Source organism: Candidatus Amarobacter glycogenicus (assembly GCF_016704105.1).
Lineage (GTDB): Bacteria > Chloroflexota > Dehalococcoidia > Tepidiformales > Tepidiformaceae > Amarobacter > Amarobacter glycogenicus.
Genome location: NZ_JADJAT010000002.1, coordinates 468,854 through 483,918, shown reverse-complemented (window position 1 = coordinate 483,918; position 15,065 = coordinate 468,854). Strand labels below are relative to the sequence as shown.

The window sequence follows — 15,065 nt, the reverse complement described above, 5'->3', positions numbered from 1 at the left end:
CATAGCGTTCTGCAGATGCAGGTCGCCGTGAACCAAGGTCTGCGGCCCCGGAAAGAGCAGGTCCATCACGCGGGAATCCGCTGCCCCAAGCTCGGCCAGCGTGATTGTGTTCCTCCCCATGTGTTCGGAGAACATCTCGACACATCGCTTGAAGTTTCGGCGCAGCCCAGCGGACCACCCCGCACCAGAGCCGCCCGGCAACCACGTCGCGGCTTCAAGAGTAGGGTCGGCCCAATAGCGGGCGTGGAGTTCGGCCATCCCGTCCAGCAGCATTTCCGTGTCCAGCGGGTCTGGCTCCAGCAGAGAACCGGTCCTCCAAGCGGTGAGGTCCTCCAGGATCAGAGCGAAGTCTCCCGACTCATCCAGTTCAGCTGCGTAGCACGTCGGAGCAACGTGAAGGCGCTCTCCATCAGTCAGCCTGTAGAACCCGGCCTCGCGCTGGCCCGCTCCAGTGCGGCGCGTAAATGCCCTGGCCGAACCATCTGCGACCGGGAGCTTCACGACGAGCGAGGCGGGGCCCGCTCCAGCCGGCGCGGCGTATTCCAGCGCCAACCTTGCTACAACGGACATTGCACCCTGCTCGGGCACGGGCTGCGTTTCGAACCGGCTGACGGTGTTGCCGTGCGCAAGCACGCCAGCGCCCTGAAGGCTCGCGGTCAACCAGTCGGCGGTGATCGCTTGGAGTGTGGAGGGAATTGGAGCACTCATGGTCTTCGCCTCGGCACCGCAGGGTTGCGGCCGTCCTCTATCCGGTCGTGGCGCATCTTCATCCAGCCCAGGAAGTCGTCCTGGGTGGCGAGGATGTAGAAGCGGTCGTCACGGATGGCGTCGAACACTTGTCCGGCGACGTACGACGGTGCGTAAACGTCGGGTACACCGGGCAGGTCTGCCACCGATCCGGCTGCGCCAGAGGGATGCGGGGCGTCGCGGTCTGAGTTGGCGATGATGCCCGTGCCGGTCCAGCCGGGGCACAGCACCGAGGCGCCGACGGCCGCTCCCGACGTCTTAAGGTCCCGGTAGAGGCTTTCACTCAGTGCAACAACGGCATGCTTGGTCACACCGTACGGAGAGTCTCCCATCGACCCGGTGATGAGCCCGGCCATGGAAGCCGTGTTTACAACGTGCCCCTCAGCGCCGCTCGCCAGCATGCGGGGCACAAACGAGCGGATGCCGTGAATGACCCCCCACAGGTTGATGCCCATGATCCATCGCCAGTTTTCGAGGGGGTGGTCCCACACCGGCAGCTGTTGGATCGCCACACCCGCGTTGTTGCACAGCACATGCACCGTGCCGTACTCGGCGAACACCCGGTCGGCGAACGCCTCGACTGCCGCGGCGTCGGCGACGTCCACGCGCTCGGCGAGAACAGTCGCGCCCGATGCCCGGAGCTTCGCCGCCGCCTCATCGAGCGAGGGCTGGTGGATATCCGCAATCGCCAGCTTCATGCCCTCGGCGGCGAAGCGTTCGGCCATCGCGTAGCCGATGCCGCTCGCGGCGCCGGTGATGACGGCGACCCTGTCCTTCAACTCGTTCATGGTGAATTAGGCTCCTCGTCGGGCGTGCCTGCCGCCCAGGTGTCGTGCGACTCGACGAGCACGCCGTCTCGCACGGTGTGAAACCTGGCGCCGTCCATCCGCAACCTCGCGCCCGCGGCGAACTCTCCGAAGGGCACGCGAAACGTGCCCCGCCACGTCCAGCGGCTCGCCACCGTGTCCCCCTCAGCCACGGACCGATGGACCGTAATCCCGATATCGCGGAATGCCGCCCGCATCCCCTCGACGCGTGCGCGCATCGCGGCTTTCCCTACGACCCGCTCCGCGGGGCCCTGGGCACTCGCTGCGTAGTTCCACGCGCCGTCATCCGCGAACATGTCCGGAATTTTCATCAGTCCTTCGTCGTTGTAGATGCCCCACAAGCGAGCGACGACCGCTTTGGGTGAGTTGTCAGTCATTGTTGTTCTCCTTCTGCTTGGTGGTTCTGAGTAAGTTTCAGTCGGCGAAGACACCGGCTCACGCTCACGGGATCACCCCGTCCCAGGCTCTTCGTTCTTCTTCGTGCCATCCCTCGACCATGTGGCACTGCTCGCCGAGCACCATGATCGGCCGCGTGTCCGTCTCGAATCGCGGCCAGTGCAGCGAGGGCGTGCTCGGGTCTCCGTTTGTCGCGAACGCAACCCAGGCATCCATCATCGTGTTTGCGAGCGCGTCGGCGGCCGGGCCGCTGCCGGCGAAGTCCGGCGCCAGTGTGTAAGTCCCGGTGACGAACAAGACGTCCAGGCTGTGGCACGCCCCGAGCCCCTCGACCGGCGACTCCCACGTAAACACGTATCCGTACGTCGGGCGGCCGGCCGTGGCGTTCGCCTCGAGCAGCCGGTCTGCCGGGACGCGGAACATCCAGTCTGCGAGCGCTGCCGACCACACGTCACCCGGCGCCGTGGAGTCACCCCGGGCAGCACGAGCATCGAGGTACGCTCTGTGCATGGGCCGCGGAGGGCCGAACTCACCGAAGTGCGACTCCAGCTCATCCGCTGACGGTGGCCCGTTCTCCCACATCGGCTCGAAGAGGCTCCACTCATCGGCGGTCCAGCCCGCCATCACCGGTACAGCGGAGCCATGCCCCCGGCGGAGGCCTTCGATCGGCAGCGCCAGGAGGCACTGCCCGTCGATCACCGGTGTGTGTGCCATGGCCGGCGGCTTCCGCGCGCGCATTGGGGCCGGGCCGGCGGAAACCTCCATCGCATCGGAAACCTCCAGGATCGCCTCGGGCGAGGCGGCGCGGAGCGCAGCGGGATCGTCGGGCCGGACGCCGAGCAACTCGCAGAACTGCTCCGACGCGCTGAGCGCCTCGTCAGCCGGCCTGGCCTGGTGGCCCGCTCCGCTCTGAGGGATTGCCCGGTGGAAGAGGCCCTTGGCCTCGGGGGAACCGAGCAGGCTGCCGACGCTCAGGCCCCCGGCCGACTCGCCGAAGATGGTGACGTTGTCCGGGTCGCCGCCGAAGCTCGCGATGTTATCGTGGACCCAGCGCAGCGCGGCGATCTGGTCGCGGAGGCCAAAGTTGGTGAAGCGGCCCTTCCTGTCGGCCAGCGCGGGGAGGGCGAGCGACCCGAGCGCCCCGAGCCGGTAGTTCATCGCCACCACGACCACGCCGCGCTCGGCCAGTTGCCTGCCCGCGAAGTCGGCGCCAGAGCCCGTGGTGAACCCGCCTCCGTGGATCCATACCATCACCGGCCGTGAGCCCGAGAGCCCGGGCGTGACCACGTTCAGGTAGAGGCAGTCCTCGCTCATGGGGCGCCTCGGCTGCGGCGGCAAGGGGATGTCGCTGGCTATCGAGGACTGTAACGAGTTGGGGCCGTACTCGGTCGCGTCGCGGACGCCCTCCCACGGCTCGGGGGGCTGGGCGACGGCCAGCGCAGGTCGCCCACCGGAGGGCGAGCGTAGGGGATGCCCCGGAAGTACAGGAGCGCATGCCGTTCGAAGCCTCGGACAGTGCCCTGGCGGGTGGTTGCGATGGGATCCGTCATGGCTTTTCTCCTTCGCCAGTAGTGTTCAGAGACCCGTAGAACGCACGGGTAAGAGACGCCGCCCGGGCATCGATCAGGAGCCCTGCCTCCATCCGGTTCATCACGTAGGTGAGCGTCGTCCGGGCGTCGTAGTCGATCCGCACGTGCGAGCCGCCCCACCCTCCCCACCAGCAGGTGCGAGGGTTCGGGCTCACCGGGGCCTCCGGACTGTTGAGGGCGAAGCCCATCCCCCAGCGGACGGGCACGCCCAGCACGAGGTCGATTCCGTTCGTCTGCTCCTCGAACACCCGCTCGCAGCCCTCCTTCGAGAGCAACTTGACGCCGAAGGCTTCTCCTCCGGATGCGAGGACGGTGTGCAGGCGGGCCAGCGAGCGAGCGTTGCCGTGGCCGTTTCCGGCGGGCTGTTCCGATCGGCGCCAGCCCTCGGTCGCAGAGTCATGCGCGTTCCCTGGCGGGTTGGTGAGAGTGCGGCCAGCGAGCGAATCCGAGGGCCAGGCGGCACCCGGGTCGGAGGCCGCCCCTTCGGGAGGGATCATCTCCCCGACTCGGGAGTCATGGCGCGGGTCGAGGCCGATGTGGAAGTCGGCACGGAGGGGCCCCGCGACCTCCTCGCGAAGGAACGTGCCCAGCGACTTGCCTGTCGCGCGCCGCACGACCTCGCCGACGAGGAAGCCCTGGGTGCTGGCGTGGTAGCCAGAGGCCGTGCCGGGTTCCCACCACGGCGCCTGCGCGGCCAATAGTGACGTCACCTTCTCCCAGTCGTACTGGTCCTCAACCCTTAGCGGCGCATCCCAGCCGGAGAGCCCGGCGGAATGGCTCATCAGGTGGCGGACCTCGATGCGCTCCTTCCCGTTCTGGGCGAACTCGGGCCAGTAGCGGGCGACGGGCGCGTTGAAATCGATCACGCCGCGGTCCGCGAGGATGAGCGCGCAGAGGGCGGTGACGGTCTTCGTCGACGAGTAGACGTTGACGATCGAGTCACGCTCCCAGGGGCGCGTGCGGGCCTCGTCCGCGTGGCCTCCCCAGAGGTCGACCACGAACTCGCCGTTAACCGTGGCCGCAACGGACGCGCCGGCCTCCAGACCCTCGTCGAAGTTCCGCTGGAACGCTTCGCGGACCGCCGCGAAGCGTTCGTCACAGGTGCCGTGGATCTCAGTCATGCTTGCTCTCCTTCCAAAGTCAGGTCGTGCGGGTCTTCAACGCCTGATGCGCGTGGGTGCCTGGCGGTTCCACCCCAGCTGGACTCGTCATCCCGGCAGCAGTCCGAGCTGCTGCATCGAGAGTGCGTTGTCCCAGTACACCCGCAAAGCGGTAAGGACGCCGCCCTCAACGTCACCGAAGAGACCGCACTCGAGCGCGATTGGCCGGCCCGTCGGAGGCGCTACGGTGCCGTCGGGCATGTGGAGCGAGCCAGTGTTGTTGCCCCTGAACGTTGCCTCGGCGAAGACGTGGTTTCCGTCTGTGCCGGAGTGCTTGACGTCGAGGCGGCAGTCTGGGAAATCCACCCAATCCACCGCGTAAGTGCCGAGCAGCTCGTCGCGGCCGGACGCGCTCTGGCCGGGACGGCTCAGTGTGATTTTGTCGCCGACCAGGCGCCCGAGGGCACTGGCGTCGTGCGCGTTGTAGGCCTCGAAGTAGCGGCGGAGCAGCTCCGATGGGTTCGTCATGTCAGTTTCTCCTCATTCGATCACGAGTTCGCTGGTTGATTGCGGTCGCCGCCCAGTCCAGGCGATGGCACGGACGAACTTGCCGTCCTTCACCTCGTAGAGGGAGAAGGCGTAGACCGAGAGTCTCGTCCCCGCCGGGCCGAACATCTCGTCGCCGCCCGTGTTCGTGCCGGTCCAGAGCTCTTCGATCCCGAACCAGTCGTCTTGGGCGGCCAACACGCGAAGAACTTTCGTCTTGCGGTCGGGACAGGCTGCGGTGGCGCGCTGTTCGAGGGCGTACATCTCGGTGCGGTTGTGAGTGACGCCGCTCACGGGCCGGTAGGCCAAAAAGTCCTGGGCGTAGAGGTCGTGGTAGTGCTCGAAGTCGTTGTTGTAGGTGTCCTCATGACGTTGGGCGATGCGCCGGGCTTCCTCGATCTTCACGGTGGGCCCTGCTCTTGCAGAACGATCACTCCCGGCGTGTCGTGTATCCGGACGATTGCGCCACCGCGGACGGTGAAGAAGCACGAGGCGTCCATGCGCAGCCGGGAGCCCGCAGGGAAGCCCGGCAGCGGCACGCGCGATGTGGCCGTCCACGCGTAGCGGCAGGCAACGTCCTCGCCATCGGCGACGACCTGAAGCGGCGTCTCGCGCCAGTCGCTGAAGGCGGCGGCAACCATCCTGATCCGTTCGATTTGAGGCTCGCGGCCGACGTAGTAGGCCGCAGGGCCGAAGAGTGGCGCCTGGTGATGCTCGCAGTCCTCGGCGCACAGGTCCGCGGTCTGGAAGATGGTTTCCGGGCCGTTGTAGAGCTCCCAGAAGCGTTCCACGACCGCCTTCGGGCTGGGGTTGGTCACGGCGTCGGCTCCTTTGGCGGCCGCATTTGCCGCTGAATCGCTGCCGAGTCCGTGTAGATCCGTCCTTCGGCGAACTTCCCGCCTTCCATCCGGCACCAGCTCACGCCTTCCCACGAAACCGCACGGCCATCCGCCGCGAGGGTCGCGTCGGCACGCCAGCGGAAGACCACCGCGTCGCCGTCCGCCGCGATGTCGAAGATTGTGCGGGCGCTCCGGGAGAACACCGGGATGAAGTACTTCGCGTCGTAGGCGCGCATCTCCGCCTTGCCGTGCAACACGAGTTCGCCCATGGAGGTGACACAGTCCTCGGTCACGAGGTCGTAAACGCCTTCCCAGTCGCGTTCGCCTTCGAGCGCGATCATTCTCCTGACGGCGTCGATGTTGGCCTGTTCGGTCGGTCTGTAGGTCATAGCGCTGCCTCCTTCCTCTGCGGGCGCAGCTGGCGGCGCACCTCTGCGCTATCGAAGTACTGCCAGCCCTCGACGATCTGGCCGTCCTTCATCCGCACCCCCGGCCGGGCCCCCCCCCCCCCTCCTTCCCCCGGGGGCCCCCCCCCCCCCCGGCCCCCCCGGGGAACCCCGCCGGCGCCCCCCCCGCCCCCGTTGTCGAGGTTGGTCCGCCGCCGGGACTGCAGCCCGGCGAACATCGCTGCGCAGCGGTGCCTCCCCGCGTCCGCGACCACCCCCCCCCGCCGCCCCCCCCCCCCGGCCCGCCCCCCCGCGGCCCCCTCCCCCCGGCCGCCTGGCCTCCTCCGACGGGCGCAGTGCGCCCCCCCCCCCCCCCCCCCCGCGGCGCTCCGGCGGCCGGACCATTTCTGCGCGGTACCGGAAGACGGCGGTGTCGCCATCAGCGGCCACGTCGATGATCGAGCGCCGCAACGATTCCAGGCTCGCGAAGAACACGTCGTCGTAGGCGTGCATTTCCTCGTGCCCGCGTGTCACCATGCCGCCGGGCCCGTAGCTGACACAGTCGGGCGCGATGAATCGGTACATCGTTTCGAAGTCACGAACGGCCTCGGCCTCCATGAACCGGTACATGGCGTCGATGTTCGCCTGCTCGGTGGGGGTGTAGGTCATTGGTTCGCCTCATTTCCTGGGCCGGGGGTTGTCCGTTCGTTGCTGCAGGGCGGGAAGTCAGACGTGGGGTCTCGTGTGTGGTGTCACATCCACGGCACTCCTTCCCGCAGTGATGTCTGCCATCGCTCCGCCACAACTCCGCCGTCGAGTGCGTAGAGCGTTAGCCCCGCCGCGGCGACGGCCTCGCCTTTGAGGTAGCTCCAGCGCAGGAGAGCTCGGTCGCCCGCACAGAGGACGCCGTCCGCCCGGAACGCCAGGAGCGGGTCGGCGTCCTTCTCGCTCTTCACCCGAACGACGAACTCGTCGAGGTTCTCGACGCGCGTCGGCCCCGGGCCATGCACGACCATCGGCTCCCTGAACATCTCCCGCAGCTCGTCTGCCCGGGAGACGTCTGCCCGGATCGCGAAGTACCGCTCCATCGTGGCGTGAGTGGACGACCGGTCCGCGGCGGCGCGCTTGATGGCGAGCGGGACGACCTCCGCCGTGACACCGGCCTTCGGCCAGGGCCCGCCGCCGTTGTGCCGTGCAGCGCTCCACGACTGCACCAGCAGCTCGCCCTCGAAACGGAGAAGGCTGAGCCCTGTCTCTTCGCCGCGTGTCCAGCGCAGTCCCGCGCATTCGCCGGCGACCAGGAGGTCATCGATCTGGGCGCCAGGGAGGGCCTGGCCCGCGAGCGCGGCAATTGTCCCCGGATGTGGAGTGATCGCGGACGCCACCGGCCTAACTCCTCTCTTTGAGCAGGCAGGTGCGGACGATGTCGATGTTGGCCTGCTCGGTGGGGGTGTAGGTCATTGTTTGTCCGCCTCTCCCGCCAGCATCGGCCCCATGACGTCGATCATCTCGACGATCAGCCCGTCGCGGACCGTGTAGAACCCGGTCCCGTCAGCGCGAACGACAGTTCCGGCGTGGTAGCCCGGGACATCACGGGTGACGACGCCGGTCCACGTGTACCGCACGGCTACCCGGTCACCTTCGGCGACCGCTTCATGCACCGTGGTGTGACTCGCCCGCATCCACGTAGACAGCCCGGCCACGGCATCACGCGTGGGCTGTTTCCCCACGGTGCGCCTCGCGGGCGTCTGGGGAGTCGCGGCGAACTCCTGCACGCAGTCGTCGCTCAAGAGCGACAGGAACTTCTCGACGTCCAGGTACACCTCGGGCGGGTGGTCGTTGTAAAGATCGATCGATCGCAATACGACGGCCTTCGGTGAGTTGTCCGTCATTTCATCCTCCCTCGGCCAGCATTGGGCCGGTGTATTGCTTCTCCGACACGATGAGGCCGTCGCTGACCGCGAAGAGGTTCACGCATTCGAAGACCGCGCGCGCCCCTGCAGGTAGCCCGGGCCAATCCGTGGCAAAGGTCACGCCGAATGCGTAAGCGACCGCAACGGAACCGGCTTCCGCGACCGCATCGTGGACCGTTCTCGTGCTGTCGATCGCCTGGTCGTACGCCCGGCGAAAGGCGGTGCGCCTGGCCTCCTTGCCGTGAACCCGGCTCCACTGCGGAGCGTCAGCCGTCGGTGCGTATTCCCACACCGCCGAATCGGCGAACGAGTCGAGGAATTCGGCCGTCCCGTGAAGCATGTCCAGCATCGCCTGGTCGAGCATCCGCAGGACGATTGCTTTGGGTGAGTTGTCAGGCATGATTGTTTTCTCCTGTGTCCTTCCCCGCGGCCCGATTCCGCGTTGTGTCCGCGTCGCTCGCTCAAACCCCGTCGGCCGCCAGGGGTTGGCCCATCACGAACGAGTACTCCTCGATCCGGCCGTTCCTCACAGTCATGAACTCAACGATCTCGCCGCGAACTCGGGTACCGGCCGGCAACCCCGGGGAGTCGGCTGCCGCTGACGCCGCCCAGGTCGTCCTCGCCACAACCCGCTCGTCTTCGGCAACGAGTTCCGTGACGGCCATGTGCCGATTGCGAAACATCGCGGCTGCACCAGCAATGCGCTCTCGAAGCGTCTCCTTCCCGCCCCGCCGGGCGGGGAGCCCCGCCGCTTCGGGCAAGTCAATTACCGCGTCATCCGCGAACAGGTCCAGGAACCGCTCGGAACCGTACGAGTCCGGGGTGCCGTCGTTGTAGAGGTCGTAATACCGCAATACGACGGCCTTCGGTGAGTTGTCAGTCATTTCATCCCTCCATCGGGCAGCAACGGCCCGATCACGGCCGAGTAGTCCACGATCTTCCCGCCGCGCACGGTCGCGAAGTCCACGTAGTCGTTGTGGATTGTCGTGCCGGCTTTCCAGTCCGGGGTGTCGATGGCTGCGGTCGCGGTGAAATGGATCCGGGCGATGACTCGATCCCCTTCCGCGACCACCTCCAGCGGCACCGAGTGACGGTTGCGGAAGGCCTCGTTCGCTCCCGGGAGCGCATCGCGGAACACCTGTTGCCCGCCTGCCTCGCGGCCACCCCACCATCGCCGAACTCGATCGGCATCGTCGGCGAAGTGATCCAGGAACTTGTCCGAGCCGTATGAGTCGGGAGTGCCGTCGTTGTAAGCGTCGAGCATGCGCAGATAGACGGCTCTGGGTGAGTTGTCAGTCATTGGGTTCCTCCTTCTGTTTGGGCGTCGGGTGCCACCACGACCGGAGTGGCGCAGTACTGCCTCGCCTGGACGATGAGACCGTGTCGGACGGTGGGAGCGGCAGTCCGCCGGTCCCGGCGTGTTCTCGTCTCTCGCCAGCGTGGACGTCCACCTGCCCTCGATAACCACAAGGTCGGCTTCGGCGACGACGTTCAAGGTTTCGTTCAGGCCGTCGCGGCGGTCCAGCATCGCCTGGTCGAGCATCCGCAGGACGATTGCTTTGGGTGAGTTGTCAGTCATTGGGCTATCCCCTCTACGATGGGTGCGAAGTCATTTGCCAGTCGGTCCCGGTTCGCACCGCCGGCTGCACTGGGTCGAACCGGGAAGACCTGTTCGCCGATGAGGCCACCCCGGACTCGAGAGGACACACCTTTGGGTGTCGGGGTGGTCATCGGTGTCCTCCCTCCGGCACCATCGGGCCCATGACCGCCGTCGTCCCGGTGATGAGGCCGCCGCGGATAGTGCAAAACTCCGTGTAGTCCATGTGGAGCGTGGCCCCGGCAGAGAAGTCGGGCGTGTCGATGGCGGCCGTGGCGGTCCAGTGAAGCCGCGCCGCTACCCTCTCTCCAACAACGAGGAGTTCCAGCAGATCAGAGTGCCGGTTGCGGAACACGGCGCTGCCGCCAGTAACGCCATCTCGGTACACCTCCTTCCCCCCGCGCTGCGGTGGGGTGCCCACCATGGCCGTCATCTCGATGACCGCATCGTCGGCGTAGTAGTCGAGGAAGCGGGTGGACCCGTAGGTCTCGGGCGTGCCGTCATTCCACGCGTCGAGCATTCGCAGGTAGACGGCTTCGGGACTGGTGTCAGTCATTGGGACATTCCTTTCGTGTGGGCGTGCGCGTGAGCCGCACGGCGGGCCGCATCACCTCGACGATCTCGATCGGCCCGTCAATCCGTCGCGAAGATGGCCTTCAAGCCGCGGCTGAACGACGCGGGCCAGACGGACACATGCGTCTCGTCGTCGAAGACTTTGGCCGTGAGTTTGAAATTGGAGTAACCACGGCTGCGGAGTCTGTCGGTCATTGCGCTCATGTTCGAGAGCATGGGGTCACCTTCAAGCGAACCCGCTCCCATGAATAGCCTGGTGGGGGGGTCCTGGCCGCTTTCGGCCAGCTGTTCTTCGAGTGAGAACAGGAGGTCGCGACTGCGTCCAATCGACGGGCTCCCTGCCAGGCAGCGCCGGAACATCCCTGGGCTCGCAAGGATCGCGTACAGCGCGAAGAGCCCGCCGAGGGAGTCCCCGGCCAATCCGCAATCGTCTGCGTCGGCGGGGTAATTCGCGTTGACGAAAGGCATCAGTTCTTCGCTGATGAAGCGGAGGAAGTCTGGGGCTCCGCCTCCGCTTCCGTCTGGCTGCAGGGTTGGGATGAGGTCCGTCATTCGCAGAGTGGCCCATCGCTGGAGCACAACCGGGTCAGAGACGAGCCCGCCCAATCCGTAGCCGACGCTCACCACGATCATCCCCGGCAGCTCCTTTCCAAGCTGCATGAGCGGGACCATCACCGGAAAGGACGGCCCGAGATCGCCATCCGGGTGATACAGGACCGGATAGCGTGTCCCCGGTTTGCCCGAGGCCATAACCGTAATGAGGACTTCATAGTCGCGGTCGGTGACTCCCGAATGGAACTGGTAGGCGTCCGTCCCGGGCAGGACGAACGACGTCTTCGGGCCGATAGTGAGTGCCATTGCTATTCCTCCCTGGTGCTTGCGTTGGCGACGGCGGGATCAGTGAACTGCTTGCCGTCATAGCGTTTGCCGGCGTGCAAGACGACGGCTTTCGGGCTGGTGTTAGTCATTGGGACTTTCTTTCTCCTCTGGTGTGGGTGTGCGCGTGAGCCGCACGGCCGGCCGCCTCCGTTCGGCGAACCGAGTGGTCTCAGCAGTGACACTCCCGTTACGCCATGCATGCTTCATCCGGCTGTCCCCGGTGGCGGCCACGAAATGTATTCGGTAGAAGCGCTGATCTTGCCGTCGCGCAGGGTCAAGAACTGTGCGACTGCCGACCGCAGCCGAGTCCCCTTTGGCACGAGAAGGCCGTCGGCCGCAACCGTCGCCTCCCACGTGTACCTCATGGCGGTCTGGTTACCCACCGCGAGGATGTCGTGGAGCTCGACGCGCCGGTCCACGAACATGGCCTGTGCCGCACGCACCGCTTCGCGGAGTGCCGAACGGCTCCCGCTGTTGCCCTCGGGGCCATATTGGTGCGGCATTTCATGCCAGTCCACGTCCTCGTGGAACAGCTCGAGGAAGCGGTCCGAGCCGTAGAACTCGGGCGTGCCATCGTTGTAGAGCTCGACCCAGCGCAGGGCGATTTCTCTGGTGCTGTTGTCGGTCATTGATGCTTCTCCTCTGTCTTGGGTGTGCGGGTGAAGCGGACGACCGGCGTCATCTGTTCCACGATCTCTGTGGGCGCCGCAAGGAGCGCGTTCATGCGGAGGCGGCGGTCGCGGTAGCCCGGCAGGTTCTGGCCGTTGGCTGTGTGCTCGTCGCGGGAAGCCACCGTCGGGTAGTGCTTGTAGAAGAGAATCGTGTCCGGGCTCGCCGCGGACGTTGCGAAGTCCATCACCAGTGCCGGGTCTGCTTCGTAGACCGCCTGCGGAGGGACGGCCTCCTCGAGGACCGCAAGCAGTTCCTGCCCCTTACCGGGCAGCGCGGGGAAGCGGGCGACGAATGCAATGCCCTCGACCTCCTCCCTTCTGTAGCGCGCGTAGCTGCTCGCTGACGCCTCCCGTAGCCCCGGAACGGTGCGGGTCCAGCGGGCAACCTGTCTCCCCACCTCGACGATTTCGACTGGCGCAACGAGTAGGTCGTTCATGCGGGCGCGAAGCTCGCCGTAGGCCGGGATACGCTCGTAGTTGGCCCGGTGGAACTCCAGGGACGCCCGCCCCGGGTAGTGTTCGTAGAGGACGACGAGGTCCGGATCGGTGGGCGACGTGTGGAAGATGGCTGTGAGCGCGCCATCGGGTTCGTGCTGGGAACAGACGGCTATTGCTTCGTCCAGGACGTGCAGTAGCTCGTCGCGCTTGCCCTCGCGGGCAACCATGCGGCCGACGAGGGCGATGCCACGGATCTCTTCTCTGGTGTACGACGTCATGCCCAGAACTCCTTGAACGCTTCCTGGTCGACCGGGATGGTCTCGCCTTCGATGACGAGGCCGTCCGTCAGGTGGTGGCTACGCGGCGTGAGGCCTGATGGCTGTCGTCGTGGCCAGGCCCGCCGTCGGGCCGTTGGCCATGGGCGCCCGCGGAGGTGCGTACATCATCGCGGGGTCGTCGTCGGCGAGACATGGATCGTTTCGGGGTCATGTGGCTCCTTCCCGAACTCCGCGATCTCGGTGTGCCTTCGATGCGCCGCCCAGGCCCACTTGGCGTAGCGGCCATCGAACCGGCGGTAAGTTCCTTGATGCGTGCCAGCCCCTTTGCCCAGGCGTCCCACCCGCGGTACTCGCCGCTGAGTGACGAGTGTCCCCGGACTATGTAGACGAAATCGGGGTCGACCAGCCGTTCGAGCGCTGCCACGTCGTTCGCGTTGAAGGCGGCGAGCGCGGCCCGGATGGTTGCGATGTTGTCGTTAGGTGTCATCGGTTCCTCCTTGCTGCGTCCTCTTCCTCAGCGAGCGCCCACCGGGATGACGGGCAGCTCGAGGTACGAGGGGTGGCGGTCGTCGTGGTAGACGGCCTGGAGCGCAGGGACGCCCTCGGAGTCGACGCCGAAGGGGTTGCCGGTGTTCATGTTCCGGTCGATCAACGGGAAGTTGCTGCTGGTGACCTCGAGGCGGATGCGGTGGCCGCGCCTGAAGACGATGCTGGTCTGCGCAAGGTCGATGACGTACGGCGTCACCTCGCCGGGCACAACCGGCTTCGGAGAGCGGATGCCCTCGCGATACCTCGCGCGGATGAGGCCCTCCGCGATGTTGAAGGCGGCGCCGTTTGGATAGACATCGACCAGCTTGGCCATGAAGTCGGTGTCCACGGCGGAAGTCGAAGCGAAGAGATGGAGGATGACAGGGCCGGTAACCTCCAGGTCCTCGGTGAGTTCAGGCGTGGTGTAGCAGAGGACGTCGTCGCGCACCTCGACGCGCCCCTGTTCGAGCGGGCCCGGGGCGCGCTTGCCGGTGAAGAGAAGGCGGCCGCCCGTGGTGGGCACGGGGTTGTGGGGGTCGTAGATGTAGCGGTCGGGCGGCTGTGGGCCGGGTGCGTCCCGGGTGAGGACGCCGTCGCCCGCCGCCGTACGGGCGTTGCCGCCGCTGGCGAGGAAGAAGCGGGTGAACTGCGTTCCGGGCAAGGGCCAGTCGTCGCCTTCGCGCCACTGGTCGGCGCCCATGACGAAGTAGCGAACTCCGGGAAGGTGGACATCGCGCCCGCGAAGGTAGCGGTCGAAGAAGGCGAGGTGGGCGGCCCAGGCGGGGGTGCTGCCGGTCGGCGTGCTGCCTGCGGCCGTGCCGAAGTTGAGCCCACCCTGGTACGGCGGAAGAATGCGATTGTGCGCCCAGGGGCCACAGATCAGGTGTTGGCTTTGCCGCGCCGCGCTGCTGCCGCCGCCCTTTCGCATTTCGCCGAAACCGATGAAGGTGGAGCCTGCGAAGAGGTCGTACCACCCGCCGCTATGGAGGCAGGGTACGGCTACGCGTTCGAAGTTCCAGAGCAGGTCAGACGGCCGCGCACCTGGTGGGAGCGGGTCGAGGATGACAGTCCCGAATTGCTCGACCGCCGGTCCGAGTGCAGGGGGCAGCGCGTCTCGGAGGGGCAGGTGGCGGAGCAGGCCATCGAGGTCCGTGCCGGCCCGCGCAGTCCACGCCCGAAGAGCCGAGGCATCGCCACCGCCAGCTTCGGTCCTGGCGGCGATATCGACGACCATCATCGCGAGCCAGCTGAGGGTGTCTTCCAGCATGACGGCGCCTTTCAACTGTCGTTCGCTCCAGTTGATCGGGCTGGCGTCGGCGATGCCGGGTGCTATGGCGCGGAGTGAAGGGGGCTGCGCGATCGCTGCCTCCCACTGGACGCGGCCGCCATATGAAGCGCCGTACATACCGACAGCCCCGTCGCACCACGGTTGCGAAGCGACCCACTCGACAGCGTCGTAGCTATCGTCTCCTTCGGGTATACCGGGTACGTAGTCCCCATCCGAAGCGAAGCGGCCGCGGGTGTCCTGGATGACGACGGCGAAACCCTCGCGGGCCGCGGCAATTGCGCTCACGAAGTCGTTGTGGAAGTAGCCGTGCTTGCCGTACGGCGTGCGCGTGAGCAGCGCGGGGTAGCGGCTGCCGTCGTCCGGGCGGAAGACGTCGGCGCGGAGGGTGACCCCGTCGCGCGTCTGCATGGGGACGTCGTGGTCGATGCGGATGGATGTGGTCATGGTGTTCTCCTTCCTGTGCTTTTCCT

General features: G+C 66.8%; 19 protein-coding genes and 1 pseudogene. All 20 read right to left on the bottom strand.

What is annotated here, in order from left to right:
• A pseudogene (locus tag IPG14_RS07180) lies at window positions 1-708 on the bottom strand (hypothetical protein); the annotation flags it as partial.
• Window positions 705-1,535, bottom strand: coding sequence for an SDR family NAD(P)-dependent oxidoreductase (locus IPG14_RS07175; RefSeq protein WP_343391339.1), 831 nt, complete (start codon window positions 1,533-1,535; stop codon window positions 705-707). The gene IPG14_RS07175 and the pseudogene IPG14_RS07180, both read right to left, overlap by 4 nt.
• On the bottom strand, window positions 1,532-1,951 hold the full coding sequence (locus IPG14_RS07170; RefSeq protein ID WP_343391338.1) for a nuclear transport factor 2 family protein: 420 nt from the start codon (window positions 1,949-1,951) through the stop codon (window positions 1,532-1,534). Before IPG14_RS07170 ends, IPG14_RS07175 begins: the two co-directional genes overlap by 4 nt.
• A 64-nt stretch (window positions 1,952-2,015) precedes the next feature.
• Window positions 2,016-3,407 carry a carboxylesterase family protein gene (locus IPG14_RS07165; protein ID WP_343391344.1) on the bottom strand — a complete coding sequence of 464 codons (1,392 nt, stop codon included), beginning with the start codon at window positions 3,405-3,407 and terminating at the stop codon, window positions 2,016-2,018.
• A gap of 109 nt (window positions 3,408-3,516) precedes the next feature.
• A complete protein-coding gene (locus IPG14_RS07160; RefSeq protein WP_343391337.1) occupies window positions 3,517-4,680 on the bottom strand; it encodes a serine hydrolase domain-containing protein in 1,164 nt (387 codons plus the stop codon).
• Window positions 4,681-4,767: 87 nt separating this feature from the next.
• On the bottom strand, window positions 4,768-5,187 hold the full coding sequence (locus tag IPG14_RS07155; RefSeq protein WP_343391336.1) for a nuclear transport factor 2 family protein: 420 nt from the start codon (window positions 5,185-5,187) through the stop codon (window positions 4,768-4,770).
• A gap of 12 nt (window positions 5,188-5,199) precedes the next feature.
• Window positions 5,200-5,610: an ester cyclase gene (locus tag IPG14_RS07150; RefSeq protein WP_343391335.1), complete on the bottom strand. Its 411-nt coding sequence runs from the start codon at window positions 5,608-5,610 to the stop codon at window positions 5,200-5,202.
• Entirely contained in the window at window positions 5,607-6,023 is a 417-nt protein-coding gene (locus IPG14_RS07145) for a nuclear transport factor 2 family protein (RefSeq protein ID WP_343391334.1), read from the bottom strand. Before IPG14_RS07145 ends, IPG14_RS07150 begins: the two co-directional genes overlap by 4 nt.
• Window positions 6,020-6,433: a nuclear transport factor 2 family protein gene (locus IPG14_RS07140; RefSeq protein WP_343384051.1), complete on the bottom strand. Its 414-nt coding sequence runs from the start codon at window positions 6,431-6,433 to the stop codon at window positions 6,020-6,022. The genes IPG14_RS07145 and IPG14_RS07140 overlap by 4 nt, the downstream gene beginning before the upstream one ends.
• A gap of 749 nt (window positions 6,434-7,182) precedes the next feature.
• Window positions 7,183-7,815, bottom strand: coding sequence for a hypothetical protein (locus IPG14_RS07135; protein WP_343391333.1), 633 nt, complete (start codon window positions 7,813-7,815; stop codon window positions 7,183-7,185).
• A gap of 72 nt (window positions 7,816-7,887) precedes the next feature.
• Entirely contained in the window at window positions 7,888-8,322 is a 435-nt protein-coding gene (locus IPG14_RS07130) for a nuclear transport factor 2 family protein (RefSeq protein WP_343391332.1), read from the bottom strand.
• A 1-nt stretch (window position 8,323) separates the two neighbouring features.
• Entirely contained in the window at window positions 8,324-8,743 is a 420-nt protein-coding gene (locus tag IPG14_RS07125; protein ID WP_343391331.1) for a nuclear transport factor 2 family protein, read from the bottom strand.
• Between the two features lie 61 nt (window positions 8,744-8,804).
• Window positions 8,805-9,227 (bottom strand): nuclear transport factor 2 family protein, encoded by a 423-nt coding sequence (locus tag IPG14_RS07120; RefSeq protein ID WP_343391330.1) that lies wholly within the window; start codon window positions 9,225-9,227, stop codon window positions 8,805-8,807.
• The gene (locus tag IPG14_RS07115) at window positions 9,224-9,922 is read right to left on the bottom strand and encodes a nuclear transport factor 2 family protein (RefSeq protein WP_343391329.1); all 699 of its coding nucleotides are present in this window, start codon (window positions 9,920-9,922) and stop codon (window positions 9,224-9,226) included. Before IPG14_RS07115 ends, IPG14_RS07120 begins: the two co-directional genes overlap by 4 nt.
• Before the next feature lie 148 nt (window positions 9,923-10,070).
• Window positions 10,071-10,496 (bottom strand): nuclear transport factor 2 family protein, encoded by a 426-nt coding sequence (locus tag IPG14_RS07110; RefSeq protein ID WP_343388548.1) that lies wholly within the window; start codon window positions 10,494-10,496, stop codon window positions 10,071-10,073.
• A 77-nt stretch (window positions 10,497-10,573) separates the two neighbouring features.
• Window positions 10,574-11,371, bottom strand: coding sequence for an alpha/beta hydrolase-fold protein (locus IPG14_RS07105; RefSeq protein ID WP_343391328.1), 798 nt, complete (start codon window positions 11,369-11,371; stop codon window positions 10,574-10,576).
• A gap of 224 nt (window positions 11,372-11,595) precedes the next feature.
• The gene (locus IPG14_RS07100; RefSeq protein WP_343384058.1) at window positions 11,596-12,021 is read right to left on the bottom strand and encodes a nuclear transport factor 2 family protein; all 426 of its coding nucleotides are present in this window, start codon (window positions 12,019-12,021) and stop codon (window positions 11,596-11,598) included.
• The gene (locus IPG14_RS07095) at window positions 12,018-12,779 is read right to left on the bottom strand and encodes an antibiotic biosynthesis monooxygenase (RefSeq protein ID WP_343391327.1); all 762 of its coding nucleotides are present in this window, start codon (window positions 12,777-12,779) and stop codon (window positions 12,018-12,020) included. The genes IPG14_RS07100 and IPG14_RS07095 overlap by 4 nt, the downstream gene beginning before the upstream one ends.
• A gap of 67 nt (window positions 12,780-12,846) precedes the next feature.
• Window positions 12,847-13,266, bottom strand: coding sequence for a nuclear transport factor 2 family protein (locus IPG14_RS07090; protein ID WP_343391326.1), 420 nt, complete (start codon window positions 13,264-13,266; stop codon window positions 12,847-12,849).
• 27 nt (window positions 13,267-13,293) lie between these two features.
• The gene (locus IPG14_RS07085; RefSeq protein ID WP_343391325.1) at window positions 13,294-15,039 is read right to left on the bottom strand and encodes a CocE/NonD family hydrolase; all 1,746 of its coding nucleotides are present in this window, start codon (window positions 15,037-15,039) and stop codon (window positions 13,294-13,296) included.
• Between the last annotated feature and the right edge of the window lie 26 nt (window positions 15,040-15,065).

Bases quoted from the DNA above. Each gene is read 5' to 3' on its own strand.
- IPG14_RS07115 (WP_343391329.1), bottom strand. From the start codon at position 9,922: ATGACTGACAACTCACCCAAAGCAATCGTCCTGCGGATGCTCGACCAG.
- IPG14_RS07170 (WP_343391338.1), bottom strand. From the start codon at position 1,951: ATGACTGACAACTCACCCAAAGCGGTCGTCGCTCGCTTGTGGGGCATC.
- IPG14_RS07100 (WP_343384058.1), bottom strand. From the start codon at position 12,021: ATGACCGACAACAGCACCAGAGAAATCGCCCTGCGCTGGGTCGAGCTC.
- IPG14_RS07085 (WP_343391325.1), bottom strand. From the start codon at position 15,039: ATGACCACATCCATCCGCATCGACCACGACGTCCCCATGCAGACGCGC.
- IPG14_RS07130 (WP_343391332.1), bottom strand. From the start codon at position 8,322: ATGACGGACAACTCACCGAAGGCCGTCGTATTGCGATCGATCGATCTT.
- IPG14_RS07140 (WP_343384051.1), bottom strand. From the start codon at position 6,433: ATGACCTACAGACCGACCGAACAGGCCAACATCGACGCCGTCAGGAGA.
- IPG14_RS07105 (WP_343391328.1), bottom strand. From the start codon at position 11,371: ATGGCACTCACTATCGGCCCGAAGACGTCGTTCGTCCTGCCCGGGACG.
- IPG14_RS07120 (WP_343391330.1), bottom strand. From the start codon at position 9,227: ATGACTGACAACTCACCGAAGGCCGTCGTATTGCGGTATTACGACCTC.
- IPG14_RS07160 (WP_343391337.1), bottom strand. From the start codon at position 4,680: ATGACTGAGATCCACGGCACCTGTGACGAACGCTTCGCGGCGGTCCGC.
- IPG14_RS07110 (WP_343388548.1), bottom strand. From the start codon at position 10,496: ATGACTGACACCAGTCCCGAAGCCGTCTACCTGCGAATGCTCGACGCG.
- IPG14_RS07095 (WP_343391327.1), bottom strand. From the start codon at position 12,779: ATGACGTCGTACACCAGAGAAGAGATCCGTGGCATCGCCCTCGTCGGC.
- IPG14_RS07090 (WP_343391326.1), bottom strand. From the start codon at position 13,266: ATGACACCTAACGACAACATCGCAACCATCCGGGCCGCGCTCGCCGCC.
- IPG14_RS07155 (WP_343391336.1), bottom strand. From the start codon at position 5,187: ATGACGAACCCATCGGAGCTGCTCCGCCGCTACTTCGAGGCCTACAAC.
- IPG14_RS07175 (WP_343391339.1), bottom strand. From the start codon at position 1,535: ATGAACGAGTTGAAGGACAGGGTCGCCGTCATCACCGGCGCCGCGAGC.
- IPG14_RS07125 (WP_343391331.1), bottom strand. From the start codon at position 8,743: ATGCCTGACAACTCACCCAAAGCAATCGTCCTGCGGATGCTCGACCAG.